General features: G+C 32.7%; 16 protein-coding genes and 1 tRNA gene. 4 read left to right on the plus strand and 13 right to left on the minus strand.

The window, feature by feature from the left end; genetic code table 11:
* Window positions 1-56 precede the first annotated feature (56 nt).
* From GXM16_RS09620 to GXM16_RS09630, 3 genes are all read right to left on the minus strand, one after another.
* Window positions 57-1271, minus strand: coding sequence for an RsmB/NOP family class I SAM-dependent RNA methyltransferase (locus GXM16_RS09620; protein ID WP_163394165.1), 1215 nt, complete (start codon window positions 1269-1271; stop codon window positions 57-59).
* Window positions 1272-1417: 146 nt separating this feature from the next.
* The gene (locus tag GXM16_RS09625) at window positions 1418-3382 is read right to left on the minus strand and encodes a KUP/HAK/KT family potassium transporter (protein WP_163394166.1); all 1965 of its coding nucleotides are present in this window, start codon (window positions 3380-3382) and stop codon (window positions 1418-1420) included.
* Between the two features lie 126 nt (window positions 3383-3508).
* Window positions 3509-4855, minus strand: a complete 1347-nt coding sequence (locus GXM16_RS09630; protein WP_163394167.1) for a hypothetical protein — start codon at window positions 4853-4855, stop codon at window positions 3509-3511.
* 119 nt (window positions 4856-4974) lie between these two features.
* Between GXM16_RS09630 and GXM16_RS09635 the strand changes: the two genes are divergently transcribed.
* Entirely contained in the window at window positions 4975-6036 is a 1062-nt protein-coding gene (locus tag GXM16_RS09635) for a beta propeller repeat protein (RefSeq protein ID WP_163394168.1), read from the plus strand.
* 124 nt (window positions 6037-6160) lie between these two features.
* Here the strand turns inward: GXM16_RS09635 and GXM16_RS09640 are convergent, their stop codons facing one another.
* The 5 genes from GXM16_RS09640 to GXM16_RS22825 form a co-directional block, all read right to left on the minus strand.
* Window positions 6161-6619: a sensor of ECF-type sigma factor gene (locus tag GXM16_RS09640; RefSeq protein WP_163394169.1), complete on the minus strand. Its 459-nt coding sequence runs from the start codon at window positions 6617-6619 to the stop codon at window positions 6161-6163.
* Window positions 6620-6636: 17 nt separating this feature from the next.
* A complete protein-coding gene (locus GXM16_RS09645; protein WP_163394170.1) occupies window positions 6637-7044 on the minus strand; it encodes a hypothetical protein in 408 nt (135 codons plus the stop codon).
* A 33-nt stretch (window positions 7045-7077) separates the two neighbouring features.
* On the minus strand, window positions 7078-7620 hold the full coding sequence (locus tag GXM16_RS09650; RefSeq protein ID WP_163394171.1) for an RNA polymerase sigma factor: 543 nt from the start codon (window positions 7618-7620) through the stop codon (window positions 7078-7080).
* 66 nt (window positions 7621-7686) lie between these two features.
* A complete protein-coding gene (locus tag GXM16_RS09655) occupies window positions 7687-8865 on the minus strand; it encodes an SRPBCC family protein (RefSeq protein ID WP_163394172.1) in 1179 nt (392 codons plus the stop codon).
* 136 nt (window positions 8866-9001) lie between these two features.
* Window positions 9002-9190: a hypothetical protein gene (locus GXM16_RS22825; RefSeq protein WP_163394173.1), complete on the minus strand. Its 189-nt coding sequence runs from the start codon at window positions 9188-9190 to the stop codon at window positions 9002-9004.
* An 80-nt stretch (window positions 9191-9270) separates the two neighbouring features.
* Here GXM16_RS22825 and GXM16_RS09665 point away from each other — a divergent pair, with 80 nt between their 5' ends.
* Window positions 9271-9651, plus strand: coding sequence for a pyrophosphohydrolase domain-containing protein (locus GXM16_RS09665; RefSeq protein ID WP_163394174.1), 381 nt, complete (start codon window positions 9271-9273; stop codon window positions 9649-9651).
* 55 nt (window positions 9652-9706) lie between these two features.
* Here GXM16_RS09665 and GXM16_RS09670 read toward each other — a convergent pair whose 3' ends face one another.
* The gene (locus tag GXM16_RS09670) at window positions 9707-10777 is read right to left on the minus strand and encodes a branched-chain amino acid aminotransferase (RefSeq protein WP_163394175.1); all 1071 of its coding nucleotides are present in this window, start codon (window positions 10775-10777) and stop codon (window positions 9707-9709) included.
* A gap of 296 nt (window positions 10778-11073) precedes the next feature.
* On the opposite strand from GXM16_RS09670, the gene mnmC2 reads away from it, so the two are divergent.
* Complete coding sequence (mnmC2, locus tag GXM16_RS09675; protein ID WP_163394176.1) at window positions 11074-11733, plus strand: tRNA (5-methylaminomethyl-2-thiouridine)(34)-methyltransferase MnmC2; 660 nt, start codon at window positions 11074-11076, stop codon at window positions 11731-11733.
* 172 nt (window positions 11734-11905) lie between these two features.
* Window positions 11906-12103, plus strand: a complete 198-nt coding sequence (locus GXM16_RS09680; protein ID WP_031457182.1) for a hypothetical protein — start codon at window positions 11906-11908, stop codon at window positions 12101-12103.
* A 179-nt stretch (window positions 12104-12282) separates the two neighbouring features.
* On the opposite strand, the gene GXM16_RS09685 is transcribed toward GXM16_RS09680, so the two are convergent.
* The 4 genes from GXM16_RS09685 to GXM16_RS09700 all read right to left on the minus strand — a co-directional run bounded on the left by GXM16_RS09685 (window position 12283) and on the right by GXM16_RS09700 (window position 14829).
* Window positions 12283-12356, minus strand: a tRNA-His gene (locus GXM16_RS09685).
* Window positions 12357-12433: 77 nt separating this feature from the next.
* A complete protein-coding gene (gene bshB1, locus GXM16_RS09690) occupies window positions 12434-13150 on the minus strand; it encodes a bacillithiol biosynthesis deacetylase BshB1 (protein ID WP_163394177.1) in 717 nt (238 codons plus the stop codon).
* Between the two features lie 168 nt (window positions 13151-13318).
* Window positions 13319-14392, minus strand: a complete 1074-nt coding sequence (locus GXM16_RS09695) for a chorismate-binding protein (protein ID WP_163394178.1) — start codon at window positions 14390-14392, stop codon at window positions 13319-13321.
* A 5-nt stretch (window positions 14393-14397) separates the two neighbouring features.
* Complete coding sequence (locus tag GXM16_RS09700) at window positions 14398-14829, minus strand: PaaI family thioesterase (protein WP_163394179.1); 432 nt, start codon at window positions 14827-14829, stop codon at window positions 14398-14400.
* Window positions 14830-14880: the final 51 nt, after the last annotated feature.

Consider the following 14880-nt stretch of genomic DNA (forward strand, 5'->3'; position numbering starts at 1 on the left):
TCCAAATTCCAATAGTAGCGATTGGAATTTGGAATTTTAAATATTGGAATTTCTTATTATATTTTACGTTCTAAGAGTGCCATATAAAAACCGTCAAAACCAGATTCTGAAGCCAATATTTTTCGATCCTGTATGAATGTAAATTGTTTACCAATTTCAGTTTTAAGGAATTTCTCCACCTGCTCCTGATTTTCAGAAGGTAAAACAGAACATGTTGCATATACTAATTTCCCGCCTGGTTTTACAATCTTAGAATAACTTTCTAAAACTTCCGACTGAACTTTACGAATGTTATCAATAAATTCAGGTTGTAATTTCCATTTCGAATCCGGATTTCTTTTTAAAACTCCCAATCCGCTGCAAGGTGCGTCAATCAAAACACGATCTGCTTTTTCATGCAGTTTTTTTATCACTTTTGTTGTGTCAATAATGCGATATTCAATATTAAAAGCACCATTTCTTTTGGCTCTTAATTTTAATTGTTTCAGCTTGCTTTCGTATAAATCCATTGCAATCAATTGCCCTTTATTTTCCATTAAAGAAGCAATATGCAAAGTCTTTCCTCCAGCTCCTGCACAAGTGTCGACAACACGCATTCCTGGTTTTACATCCAGAAAACCGGCAACTAATTGTGAGTTCGCGTCCTGAACTTCAAATAATCCTTGTTTAAAAGCGTCTGTCAAAAATACATTGGCTCTTTCTTTTAAGACCAAAGCCTCAGGCTGATCTTTTAAATATTCTGTTTCAATATTTAAATCCATCAAAGTATTTCGAAGATTTTCTTTGGTACCTTTTAAGGTGTTCGTTCTAAGAATAACTTTTGCAGGCTGGTTTTGAGCTGCAATCTCTTTTGCCCAAACCTTTTCTCCTAATTCTTTTACTCCCAATTCATCCATCCAGTCCGGGATAGATTCTTTTAAAGCTCTAACTTTTGAAAGTTCATCAAAACGGCCTTTTATTTTTCTTTCGGGAGTGCCTTCCAATTGTCTCCAATCCGGAATTGGGTACCCTCTTAAAACTGCCCAAACTGCAAACATCCTCCACAAGTTATCTCTGTCGTAAGGTTCTTTTACTTCGGCAATTTCAGCATATAATCTTTTCCAGCGAACAATTTCGTATATCGTTTCAGCAACAAACTTCCTGTCAGAACTCCCCCAGCGTTTGTCTTTTTTTAATGCTCTTGCTACCACTTTATCTGCATATTCTCCTTCATTGAAAATTGCATTCAATGAATCGATGGTAGTATAAACTAAATTTCTGTGTAATCTCATTTTAATTATTTGAGTTGCAAAGGTACTATTAATTGATTGAAAGTTAAATTTTTAATTTTGATTGTTATTTTGACTTTCATTAAAAAAGAAAAAAACACTCTAATAAAGCATAAAAGAGTGTTTTTGAATTTATTTTGAGAAATGATTTACTTTATAATCCTTGTTAATCCAATATTTTCAGGAGCATGAAGCACCATTGGGAATTTCTCTATTTTAACTGAACTGCTGTCTAAGCCAAAAGCACTTTCTTCAGATAAACTTAATTTTTTAATTAAGAAGTAAGAGTTCATGATGATTTTCTCATGCCATAATAAATCGGAGTCATTAGACAGGAATTTTTCAGACAATACAAATTTGAAGTCTCCAACAATATTGTTTTTGTTTAATGATTCGTAACGGCTGGTAATATCAACTTCTCCATTTTTCACCATATCACGAATTACTTCCCTAAACATTAAATTGATTTTGGTTGGTTCTCTAAATCCCAAATTAAAATCAATCCTGTAAATGTCATCTTTGGCAATTTCTGTTACTTTATATTGAGTTTTGTATGGTTCCGTTAAAATATTAACGTGCACAAACCAATAGATATCAGCTCTTTTTGGACGCTTTTGTAAAATAGAATACATTACTTTTTGCTCTAATTCATCAACACGATTTGCATTTGTCATGTAAACTAAGTGAGTGGCATATTTTGGAATCGATAAATCTTCACTCAATTCCATCAGAACTTTCTTGTAGTCGTCAATTTTGACAATTTTAGTGTAGCTTTTATTAATTTTCTTAGCTACATACCATACCGTCATTACTGAAATTAACATAATTGCTATGATTAAAGTTACGTAACCTCCATCTGCAAATTTGGTAATATTAGCAATTAAAAAACAGCCTTCAATTACTAAATAAATTGTGATCAGGGGAACCATAAAATATAGTTTTACCCTTTTCATGATTAAGTAATAATTCAATAAAATGGTGGTCATAATCATACAAAGTACAATTGCCAAACCATAAGCATGTTCCATATTACTTGATTTTTCAAAGTGCAAAACGATTCCTACACAACCAAAAAACAATAACCAGTTGATCGACGGAATATATAATTGACCTTTTACTTCGGTAGGATATTTGATTCTTACCTTTGGCCAGAAATTCAATCGCATCGCTTCATTTATCAAAGTAAAGGAACCACTAATTAATGCCTGAGAAGCGATTACAGCCGCTAAAGTCGCAATTACAATTCCTGCCGGCTGAAACCAGTCCGGCATAATTAAATAGAAAGGATTACCATTTTCTCCACCTAACTCCTGTAATGTAGAGCCTTCATGATGAATTAAATAAGCAGCCTGACCAAAATAATTGAGCACTAAAGTCAATTTTACAAAAACCCAGCTAATTCTAATATTTTTTCTGCCACAGTGTCCCATATCAGAGTACAATGCTTCAGCTCCTGTTGTACATAAAAACACAAATCCAAGAACAAAAAATCCTTCAGGATGTATCTGCAATAAATGGTAGGCATAATATGGATTTATCGCTTTGATAACTTCAGGATGCTGCATAATCTGAATCACACCCAAAGTCCCCAGCATAGCAAACCAAATAAGCATCATTGGCGCAAAAAACTTACCAACGAGCTTAGTCCCAAATTGTTGAATAGTGAATAAAATAAAGAGAATACCAATAACAATTGGTATTGTATTTATTTCAGGGTAGTAGGTTTTTATCCCTTCTACTGCAGAGGAAACAGAAATAGGAGGTGTTATAATTCCGTCAGCTAACAAGGCACTACCACCAATAATGGCTGGTACGATAAGCCATGATATTTTTGTTTTCTTGACTAAAGCATACAAAGCAAAAATCCCTCCTTCACCATGATTATCCGCACTTAAGGTAATAAGCACATACTTAATGGTCGTTTGTAGTGTTAATGTCCAGAAAACACAGGAAATACCTCCTAAAACAATATCGGCATTAATACTGTGCCCGCCCAGTATGGCCTTCATTACATATAATGGTGAAGTTCCAATATCGCCATAAATAATTCCTAATGTAATCAATAACCCACCTATAGATAACTTACTATGTAAGTTTTTATGCGCTGCGCTCATGTATATTTTTATAAAAGACGGTTGCAAATTTACTGTTTTAAAACAAATTAGCGTCAATTATAAACAACAAAAAAAACACAATCGTTAGATTGTGTTCATTTTGATTTAAAAACCTTCTTTCAGAAACTAACCTCTTCTTCCACCACCTCTGGATTCTGAACTGTTTTGCCTTTGTGACTGGCCGCCTCCTCTGGATTCCTGACTCATTCTTGGAGACTCAGAACGTTGTGTATTTTGTGTTCTCGCTGAATTTGATCTGCTTTCTGAAGCTGATCTGTTTTGAGTATAATTTCTTGATGATTCTGCTCTTTGACCTGCAGTCGCTCTGTTTTCATTCATTCTGTTTTCAGAGTTTCCTCTTGAAGAATTCATCTTGTATTCATTTGAATTCCTTCTTGATTCATTTCTTGAGTTATTTTCAACTCTCACCGGATTAGTTACTGTTGCTGAATTGTCTCTTCCGGAAGCAACTCTGTTTGAATTGAAGCTTCGATCAGATCTGTTTCTATTTTCATTAGAATTTCCTCTGGATTCATATCTTGGCGTATTATCAGTTCTTACAGGGTTATTGTTTTTTCCTGAAACACCTCTGCTTGAGTTATAGCTTCCATCAGATATATTCCTGGTTTCATTATAACCTCTGCCTGAATTTCTATTTTCAGTAGAAAATCTTCCAGAATTTGATCTGTTATTACTATAAACATTTTGATTTCTGTTATAGTCTCTGCTTGCTACACGTCTTTGATCCAAATCATATCTGTTACTAACATTTGCATGTCTGTGAGAGAAACTACGGTTAGGATATTGTCTTTCATAGCCGTAAGTACGTCTTGACTCATATAAAACAGGTGCTCTGTAACTTCTTCTGTGACTTACATAATTGTAATGATTATTTACATTGATGCAAACATTAATATTGCTTCTGTATCTGTAAACTGGATAAGGTCTCCAGGCTACATAATAAGTTGGAAAAAAACCCCAGGTCCACGTAGAGTAATATGGTCTGTAGTTCGTCACCCAAAATGATGAATAAATAACAGGTGTTACGTTATAAACCGGCTCATAAATATAATTAGCGCCGTAAAAATAACTGTTCCCTACAACCTGAACACTTACTTTATTATAATTATCCCTTTCAACATCTATAGTCGCAATATCCTGATAAACATCGCGATCAAGAACCGACTGGATAACAATAACGTGAGTTCTGTTCTCTACAGTTTCAATAACACGTAAATAATCAACCTGATCATCATTATTTAAGTCAAGATTTGAGATTTGATATTTTGGATCATTTAATCTTCTTTCAAAATCCTGAAGATTGGCCGACTCTCCAAAAATAGAAGCTACAGCCCTTAAATCTAAATTATCACTGATATCTGAGTTTTTTGCATAAACAGTAGTTTGGCTTTGTGCAGAACAAGAGCTTAAACCTATAGTTAATAGCGTTAAAAAAAGTAGTCTGGCTTTCATGGCAAATCATATTAAGATTAATATTGTGGAGTATCCAATTACTGTGCCAGAAAAAAAACAAAATATATTTTACATGTTATAAATAATTGTATTTTAGCAATTACTAAATCTTAACCTATATGAAAAAAGTAATATTCTTTTGTTGGGCTTTTATTTTACTACTATCTTTTAAGCCATTAACTGAAAGCAACAAAACCGGTTTTTATGGAGGTTTTACATCAATGCAAATAGATACTTTATTTCAGGACAAAATTAGTATCAGGGCAATTTCTATTGATAAAAACAAAGTCTGGTACGGAGCTGATAATTCTCGGTTTGGATATTATGATTTAGACAAAAAAGAGAAATTTGAGGAGCATATTTATCGTGATACCTTAAAATTAGAATTCAGAAGTATCGCTCAGACTTCAAAAGATGTTTTTTTGCTAAGTGTTGGAAATCCCGCATTACTTTATTCAGTATCTAAGAAAACACAAAAAGTAAAATTAGTCTATAAAGAAGTTCATGAGAGAGTTTTTTACGACAGTATGCAGTTCTGGAATGATAAGGAAGGAATTGCGATTGGCGACCCTACAGAAGATACCTTTTCAATTATTATAACCCGTGACGGAGGAGAAACCTGGACAAAACTATTATCAGATAAATTACCGACAAATGCCAAAGGTGAAACAGCTTTTGCAGCCAGCAATTCAAATATTGTCATTAAAGGTGATGACACCTGGCTGGTTTCGGGAGGGAAAAAATCGCGTGTTTTCTATTCTCCTGATAAAGCCAAAAGCTGGAAAGTAATTGAAACTCCTATTGTTCAGGGAAAAACTATGACAGGTATTTTTACAGCTGATTTTTACGATTCTAAACACGGTTTTATTGCTGGTGGCGATTATGAGCTTCCAAATCAAAAAAACGACAATAAAGCTTTCACAACTGATGGAGGAAAAACCTGGGAATTAATCGGTCAGGGTATGGGTTTTGGATACGCATCATGTGTGCAGTATGTACCTGGAGGAAATGGAAAAGAAATTATTTGCGTTGGTTCTGAAGGAATTTTGTATTCTCAAAACGGCGGCGCTAACTGGACACAATTATCTACTGATACTAAACTTTTTACGATTCGTTTTGTTAACAGAAATACCGCTATTGCTGCAGGATTTAATAAAGTTATCAGACTTCGTTTTAAATAATAATAAAACCCCTAAATAATAAAGCAAGTATATTATATAGGGGTTTTATCGCTGTTGTTCTTTGTGGTATTTTGCTTCTTCGTGGTATTTTAGGCGACAGATTAAACTTCGTAATTACTAATTACTAGTTCTTAGCTGCTTTTTCTTTATATTGCTTCAACAATTTTCTATTAAAATCATCTTCTGATTTTTTTAGCTTTAATATTTTTTTTGCTGAAAGTACTTTTCGAAGATTACTCATATACTTTTCTCTTAAAAAATACAGTTCTTTGTCTGTGCTTTCTATTTGAGACAGTAAGGCAGAAGCTTCTTTCTCTGATAGTGAATTAACATTATCGTCTTTCAGTTTACGCAGGTAAGTTTTCATTTTCTCATGGCGTAATTCAAACTGTTTATCATCGTAAGCATTATAAATTGGCCAGAATTTCTCAGCTTCAGTAGAAGTAAGTTCTAACTCTGTGGTCAAAAAAGAAACTTTGTAAGCCTTAATTTTTTCACGTTTTTCGTCATCTTTATCATTTTGCGCATAAAATGAAAAACTAACTAAAAACAATAATATGGGTAGTATATTTTTAATTTTCATCTTTATAGTTTTTATTTTTATTCAGAAAGTAAATTTTCAATATTCGGATTTGAAGACAAAACATCTTCGAGTGTTTCCTGCTCGAGTACAATATTCTTATTTATTGATTCAATATCTTTAGTATCTAATTCGCGAATCAAATCATACTGATTTAAATTAGACTGATACGACAAATACGTTTCTAATGTAGCCTCATCAAGTTCTTTTGATTTATTATAATTATTTACTATCGGAATCATTAGCGCAATGACAAGGACAGCAGCAATCATTGCAATAACCTGTTTACGTTTGTAAATGGGTATTACTTTCACTTCTCTTTCATTAATTTGCTGTAAAACTTTTGCCGAAAAATCATCAAAAAAATGATCCGGAGTTTTAAACCCGTTTTTTATTCTCGGTTCGTTTTCTAATTTAAATGCTTTCATAATGTCTATAAGATATATTTTATAACAAAAGGTTTAATTTGATGTAACATATAATTCAATTTTTTTAACAGCGTGATGATAAGAAGCTTTCAATGCCCCAACTGAAGTTCCCAGAATTTCTGAAATCTCCTCATATTTCAAATCTTCAAAATACTTCATTTTAAAAACCAACTGCTGTTTTTCTGGCAAAGTTACCAGAGCTTTTTGAAGCTTAATCTGAATTTCATCACCATCAAAATAAGTGTCTGCTTTTAAATTATCAATGGTTTTATTTTGTAAAGCTTCTGATGTTAAACCGTTTAATTTTGCTTTCTGACTCAAAAAAGTCAGTGCTTCATTGGTTGCAATTCGGTACATCCATGAAAAAAGCTTGCTTTCACCTTTAAAATTTTTTAAATACTGAAACACTTTTACAAAAGTATTCTGCAAAACATCATCAGCATCATCATGATTCAAAACAATATTCCGAATATGAGAATACAATGGCTTTTGATATTGTGACAAGAGTATCTGAAACGCAGCATTTTGCGTTTTAGGATTTAATAACTGCACTATAAATTCCTTCTCGTCTGCCAAGTTTTTTAGTTATCTTGTTTATTTGAATGAATTTATCACAAAAGGTTTAATCAGCCTTTCTTTTTTTTAAAACTCTGAATCTTCCTCTTCTGCAGTAGTTGTTTTAGCAGGAGGTGTCGCTGCAGGTTTTTTAGCTACTGGAGGAACTGTAGTTTTTTTAACCACGGGATCAGCCTCAGCTTCAGCACTACCCTGTACCGGAGTTTCTACAATAACAGGTTTTACCTTCGGAATGATAGGATAATAAATTTCTGTTATTAATTTAGAAGAACTTTTAACATCTAATTTACCGGCTGTTAAAATTTCAAGATGCGACCAGCTTAAATCCTGAACAAGTTTTTCTTTATTAATAAAAGCTGTCGTTTTTGAAATAGCTTCATTGGTATGTGAATAATCTCCTTTCAAAGTAGTTTTTACAGCATCAAAACTGTTTAATTTTCCGGTCAAAATATCGCTTCCGGCACTTGTCGAAATTTCTTTATTGATTGGCAAACAGATTGAAATTTTAGCCAAATTGTTTTTTGTATCATAAGTATGATATATAATAAATGGCTTTCCGTTCGTATACAAATTGTTTGTTTTGCTAAATTCAATCAACTTTGGAATAACAATCCTCGCATTTTTATTTACTTTCTGAATTTCACTTGTAAAAGTCTGTTTAATATAAAAACTCTCGGTTTTTTTTACAACGCCATTTACTTTTACAGCATAGGTTTTGGTTTCGTAATCGAGATTCTTATCAATGTTCACAAGCGTTTTTTCATACATAGTTCCTATTATTTTATCAGAACCACCATTTAAAACCGTGTAAATTTTAAATAAAAAACTCATTTCCCCTTTGGCTCTCCAGGTAACCTTCGTTTTTCCGTTAAGCGTATCCTTAAAAATCCAATGCACATCTGCATCCGTCCCATCAAAACTGATTTTCTGATGAATGCTTTCTCCTTCTTTTGACTGCAATGTTATTCCGCTTCCTTTTCCTTCACTGTTTTCCCATGAGAACGAAGCTCCGTTTCCAATAGTTTTTTCCGGAAATGACATTTTTAACGTTGAATCTTCAACTGCCCAGGATTCAAAATCTTCAAAATTCCTAAAATCATTTATATAATGATATACGGTTGCTTTAGGTGAGTTGATTACCTTGCTTCTCTCAACAGCAAAAAGGCCTTTCTGAGTAGATACAAAAACACTTAAAGCAATAAAACTTAATAACAGTAAAAGAAAAAGATATTTTAGGATTTTCATTGTGTAGGTTATTTTGGTTTCGTAAAGTTATAAATTTATTAGTGTGTTACGAATAACAAAAAAATAAAAACGCTTCTTTTTATATTATAAATCCAAAAGCATATAACAAAACGATTTTTAAAAGTTTAAAGTATAATTATCTTTTAAAAAAGAATTTGATTAAAAACAAAATAACAATAAAAAGCAGAAAACCAATCAAAACTTTATAATTCCCTTTGTAGAAAATTTTATGTAAGGCAAGATCTTTACGATAAGCAAAAATCATTATGATTACAAATGCAATAAAAAAACAAACTGCGAATATTAATTGTCCCTGACTAAACATAGTTAAAAATTATTTTTGACAAATTTAGAGAATTGTACACGAATAGTTGCTAATTTGGCAGTCCATTTAATAAATAAAACATGAGAAAACAGCTTGATGCAGTAACTGAATTCCATACTGCTTTTAAAATAGGCCATAGTAAGAATCCAATTGCTGATGTTGGAGAAACTAAAAAACTACTTCGTTATAATTTAATGAAAGAAGAAAATGAAGAATATCTTGAAGCTGTACAGAATAATGATTTAGTTGAAATTGCTGATGCTCTTGGAGATATGATGTACATATTGTGCGGAACCATAATTGAACATGGCCTGCAGGATAAAATCGAAGCTGTTTTTGATGAGATCCAGCGCAGCAATATGAGTAAATTAGGCGAAGACGGACAGCCTATTTATCGTGAAGACGGAAAAGTGATGAAAGGGCCAAATTATTTCAAACCGGATTTTTCAAAACTTTTATAAAAAACAAAACCCGACAAATTAACTGTCGGGTTTATTTTTATCTACATCTTCTTAATTATTGAACTTTTACAGTCCAGCCAAAAGTATCCTCAGCAAGTTTATTTTGAAGATTAGTTAATTTTTCTTTTAAAAATGAAGCATATGAATTCTCAATTGGAGCCATTTCATAATAAACATCCTGATAAGAGAAACCTTTAATAACACTTACAACGGCAGCCGTTCCTGCGCCAAAAATCTCTTTTAAAGATCCATTTTTTGCCGCTTCAACCAATTCTGAAACAATAACAGGACGAACTTCAACATTTAAACCTTCTTTTTCAGCCATAGCAATCAAACTTTTTCTGGTAATACCGTCCAAAATTCTTTCGCTTGTTGGTGCAGTCAATAATGTATCGTTAATTCTAAAGAATACGTTCATTGTACCGGCTTCTTCCAGTTTAGTATGCGTTGCGTCATCAGTCCAGATTACCTGTTGAAAACCATCTTTGTTAGCAAGGTTGGTTGGATAAAACTGAGCCGCATAATTTCCAGCAGCTTTTGCAGCACCAATCCCGCCATTAGCAGCTCTACTGTAATGCTCTGCAATAATTACCTTTACTTCACCGGCATAGTAAGATTTTGCTGGAGAAAGCAAAATCATAAATTTATACTCGTCAGAAGGATTAGCCACAACTCCCGGACCTGTCGCAATCATAAAAGGACGGATGTACATACTGCTTCCGTTTCCTCTTTGAATCCAGTCTTTGTCAATTTTCAATAATTCATTCAAACCATCCATAAAAACAGCTTCCGGCACCTCAGGCATTGCCATACGAACTGCTGAATTATTAAAACGCTTGTAGTTTTCATCAGGTCTGAACAACCAAACATCATTATTGTCATCTTTGTAAGCTTTCATTCCTTCAAAAATTGCCTGACCGTAATGAAAGACTTTAGAAGACGGATCCATCAAAATAGGTGCATAAGGCTTAATGACCGGTGTTTGCCATTCCCCATTTTTAAAATCACATTCAAATAAATGGTCTGTAAATACAGCACCAAAGCTTAAGTTTTCAAAGTCTACACTACTAATTTTAGAAGAAGTGGCTTTTCTGATTTCAATTTTGCTTGCTTGAGTTGTACTCATAATAATGTAAGTTTTACGTATTTTCATCATCAAAGAAGAATTCTCAAAGTGATGATATGATATAAAATAGAATTTATTGAATGCAAAATTAAGGAAAAATATATAAATTCCTTGCCAAAAAACCATTAATTACCTCATTTAACTGCGATTTATTTATCCTGTAATAAACATAAAATTTTAACTGGTTTTTATAAAGAATTTATGAAAAAAGCTTAATTTTTTAAGGCTTTACGCATTTGTTTTGAGTAAATTTGGCATAAACATATTATTTCAGTTTAAAAATCGAATAGGATTTAATGCAAAGAGAAATTATTAAAACACTAGATGGCTCAACCACAATTCATTTAAAGGAATGGAATGAATGCTATCATTCAAAACATGGCGCGATTCAGGAAGCGAAACACGTTTTCATCAAAAATGGTCTTCATTTATTTGACAGCAAACCGATAAGCATTCTCGAAATTGGTTTTGGTACTGGTCTAAATGCTTTCATAACTTTTCTTGAAGCAAATCAGAAGCAACAAAACATTAATTATACAGGCGTAGAGGCCTATCCTGTTAATTCCGAAGAAGTTTTGGCAATGAATTATGTACGAGAGTTAGAAGCCGATATATTTGAAAATATCTTTAAAAAAATGCATGAATGCGAATGGAATCAGGAAAGCCAAATAACACCAAATTTTTCATTAACCAAAAGAAAACAATTTTTTGACGAAATAGACGATTTTGAAACTTTTGATTTGATTTACTTTGACGCCTTTGGATATAGAGTACAGCCCGAGTTATGGAGTACCGAAATTTTTCAAAAAATGTATAATAGCCTAAAACCAAATGGTGTTTTGGTTACTTATGCTGCCCGCGGAGTTGTCAAAAGGAGTATGATGGAAGTTGGATTTACCGTTGAAAAATTAGCAGGACCACCCGGAAAAAGAGAAATGTTCAGGGCTGTAAAATAATTCACACAATATTATTTATAATGAATCTATATTGATTTATATTCAGTAAGAAAACGTATTCGCTCTTAATATTTTAAAAAAAATAAGTTAAAAATATATTTTATATGCCATATTTGTTTAAATTTGGCTCAAGTTTAAAAATAGAGATAACCCCCCAAAATCTTATTTTATTATGTCAAAAATGATGTTTGATTACACGAAATCAATACTCGAAAGAGTAAGTTTCGATCCGGTGCTTTTTTGTAAAGAATTAGAAAAAGCTATCAAAACACTGTTACCTTACGAAATGGAACAACTACAAGAATGGTTATTAAACTTTATAGTCGAAAAACCAGAACTAAAAGAATGTTTACTATTAGTTAAAGTATAAAAAACGAAAGACTGTCTAAAATGGCAGTCTTTTTTTTTGTAACAATGTTTCGGTTTTACCTTTAAAACTAATCTCAATATATTTGGGAGAGGGATTATTTTCTTAAAATTGCCAATCCACAATCTTTAAATTCAATCCACAAAAAAAGCCCTGAATTTCTTCAGGGCTTTAGATTTCTGGGTGGCTGACCGGGTTCGAACCGGCGACCCGCGGCACCACAAACCGCTACTCTAACCAGCTGAGCTACAACCACCATTTTTGCTTAGCGAGTGCAAATATATAACAAAGGTTTACTTTTACAAAGAAAAAACTAAAAAAAATCGATCTTTTTTACATCAAATCTTCTAAGCTATTGACAGCCAAACATCTTTCAACAGTAAAACCTTCTGCAAAATCTTTATTAACAAGCCTTCCTAAGTCCTGGGCTCTGTAATTTAAACTTTCCAGAAAATTTTTACTTGTAATTGGTGTTGCGGGCTCTTTAGAATTTGGATCATAAAATTGCGTTTTATAAGCAAGAATTGCTTCAATTTTCTTTTCTTCGAAACCCGTAATATCTACAACAAAATCGGGTTCGATATTTTTCCACTGAATATAATGATATACGACTTTTGGTCTCCAGGCTTCTTGTTTTTCTCCGTCGATTAAAGTTTCAATTTTCATTAATCCGGATAAAAAACAAGAGTCGGAAACTAATTTACTTCCTTTTCCATGATCAATATGACGATCATCAATTGCATTACACAAAACGATTTCGGGTTTGTATTTCCGAATCATTTTAATGACCTCCAGTTGATGCCTTTCGTCATTTACAAAAAAGCCATCTCGCATTGCTAAATTTTCACGAACTTCTACACCTAATATTTTAGCTGCGGCTTTTGCTTCTTCATCTCTTGTTTCTGCTGTTCCGCGAGTACCTAATTCACCACGGGTCAAATCAACGATACCTACTTTTTTTCCAAGTGATACTTCTTTTAAAATGGTTCCCGCACAACCTAATTCCACATCGTCAGGATGTGCACCAAAGGCTAGTATATCTAATTTCATAATTTATCAAATTCAATGGCAAAAATCAATTTCAATGGCAATTTCAAAATTCAATTTCAAACTCAATTTTGAAAACTAAATTGATTTTAACAATATTCTTAATTCTTAATTCTTAATTCTTAATTCTTAATTCTTAATTCTTAATTCTTAATTCTTAATTCTTAATTCTTAATTCTTAATTCTTTTTAAAACTCTTTTCATTGTCATCGATTTATTGACACTTTCTTCCCACTCTTTTTCAGGAATACTTTCTCTGGTAATACCGCAGCCCATGTACAAAATAGCTTTGTTCTCCTGAATCTGCATGCTTCGTAAATTTACAAATAAATCAGAGCTTATATTATTGTCTGCAAAACTGCTGTTTAATTCTCCCAGGAAACCTGTATAAAAAGTTCTGTCGTAATTTTCATTTTCTAAAATAAACGCTTTTGCTTTTTTCTTTGGCAGGCCACAAACTGCAGGTGTTGGATGGAGCGTGTCTATTACTTCTTTTAAAGTCGAATTATTTTTTAAAACTCCCGAAATATCGGTCTTAATATGCCAGATCGATCCGGCTTTAAGATTATAAGGTTCTGAAACTACAACCGAAGCTGCAAATTCCTTAAGTCTTTTCACTATAAAATCGGTTACATACTGCTGCTCGTCTTTTTCTTTTTGCTGCCAGGTAATTTCAGCTTCAGAATTGGCTTTTTGGGTTCCGGCCAAAGCAGTTGTTTCAAAAACTTTTCCTTTAGCCTTCAGTAACTGTTCAGGTGTTGCACCCAACCAAAGTCCAATTTTTGGGTGGTAAAAACAATAACAAAAAGTTGTCGGATATAATTGAACCAAATGCTGAAATGCATAACCAAAATCAAACTCCGTTAAATTTACAATTTCGCTTCGGGACAGAACTACCTTTTTAAATTCGTCTTTTTTGATTGCTTCAATTCCTTTCAAAACTAATTCTTCATATTGTTTTTTTGCTTCAGAATTAAAATCCATCTCATCAGCTTCAATTGATTCAATTGTTGTTACTTCTTTATCAGTAATAATAATCTCCGATTCGTTTTCCGGAATTAAGATCAGTTGTTTTTCATCAAAAGAAGCAAAAACAAATCCTTTTTCGCTGTAATCCGAAACTTGATATAAAGCATCATTTTTCTGTAAAACCCCAATAAGATTTAAGGAATTTGGTTTTGAGTAAATTACAAAAGGTAATTTTTGGTCTTTGTGTAATTTTATTTTAGAAAAAAAATTATTCATGCTCATTATTCTGCTTTCTTTTTCTCCAAAACAATATTTGTCAGTTTACAAAGCGAAATCAGATTTCCTGCTTCGTCAGTAATTTTAATTTCCCAAAGATGAAGGCTCCTGCCTTTGTGGATTATGCGGGCAGTTCCAAAAACAACTCCTTCCCGAATGCTTTTTAAATGGTTGGCCGAAATTTCTATTCCGCGTACTTCCTGCTCTTTTGCATTGATAAAAAAATGCGATGCTGCGCTGCCGACGCTTTCTGCCAAAGCAACCGAAGCTCCTCCGTGTAACAATCCCATTGGCTGATGAACACTTGAGTTTACAGGCATTTTGGCTGTTAAAAAATCCTCTCCGGCATCGATATATTCTATTTTTAGCGTTTCCATCAAGGTGCTTTTAGAAAACTCATTGCAGTATGCTAAAATCTGCTCTTTTGTATAATTCATTTAAATCAGCTTTAAAATCGTAAAATTAAATAAAAGATGAGACACTATTTA

The sequence above is a fragment of the Flavobacterium limi genome, from assembly GCF_010645075.1.
Classification (GTDB): domain Bacteria; phylum Bacteroidota; class Bacteroidia; order Flavobacteriales; family Flavobacteriaceae; genus Flavobacterium; species Flavobacterium limi.

Bases quoted from the DNA above. Each gene is read 5' to 3' on its own strand.
- GXM16_RS09645 (WP_163394170.1), bottom strand. From the start codon at position 7,044: ATGAAAGCATTTAAATTAGAAAACGAACCGAGAATAAAAAACGGGTTT.
- GXM16_RS09640 (WP_163394169.1), bottom strand. From the start codon at position 6,619: ATGAAAATTAAAAATATACTACCCATATTATTGTTTTTAGTTAGTTTT.
- GXM16_RS09620 (WP_163394165.1), bottom strand. From the start codon at position 1,271: ATGAGATTACACAGAAATTTAGTTTATACTACCATCGATTCATTGAAT.
- GXM16_RS09670 (WP_163394175.1), bottom strand. From the start codon at position 10,777: ATGAGTACAACTCAAGCAAGCAAAATTGAAATCAGAAAAGCCACTTCT.
- GXM16_RS09695 (WP_163394178.1), bottom strand. From the start codon at position 14,392: ATGAATAATTTTTTTTCTAAAATAAAATTACACAAAGACCAAAAATTA.
- bshB1 (WP_163394177.1), bottom strand. From the start codon at position 13,150: ATGAAATTAGATATACTAGCCTTTGGTGCACATCCTGACGATGTGGAA.
- mnmC2 (WP_163394176.1), top strand. From the start codon at position 11,074: ATGCAAAGAGAAATTATTAAAACACTAGATGGCTCAACCACAATTCAT.
- GXM16_RS09700 (WP_163394179.1), bottom strand. From the start codon at position 14,829: ATGAATTATACAAAAGAGCAGATTTTAGCATACTGCAATGAGTTTTCT.
- GXM16_RS09630 (WP_163394167.1), bottom strand. From the start codon at position 4,855: ATGAAAGCCAGACTACTTTTTTTAACGCTATTAACTATAGGTTTAAGC.
- GXM16_RS09665 (WP_163394174.1), top strand. From the start codon at position 9,271: ATGAGAAAACAGCTTGATGCAGTAACTGAATTCCATACTGCTTTTAAA.
- GXM16_RS09655 (WP_163394172.1), bottom strand. From the start codon at position 8,865: ATGAAAATCCTAAAATATCTTTTTCTTTTACTGTTATTAAGTTTTATT.
- GXM16_RS09680 (WP_031457182.1), top strand. From the start codon at position 11,906: ATGTCAAAAATGATGTTTGATTACACGAAATCAATACTCGAAAGAGTA.
- GXM16_RS09635 (WP_163394168.1), top strand. From the start codon at position 4,975: ATGAAAAAAGTAATATTCTTTTGTTGGGCTTTTATTTTACTACTATCT.
- GXM16_RS22825 (WP_163394173.1), bottom strand. From the start codon at position 9,190: ATGTTTAGTCAGGGACAATTAATATTCGCAGTTTGTTTTTTTATTGCA.
- GXM16_RS09625 (WP_163394166.1), bottom strand. From the start codon at position 3,382: ATGAGCGCAGCGCATAAAAACTTACATAGTAAGTTATCTATAGGTGGG.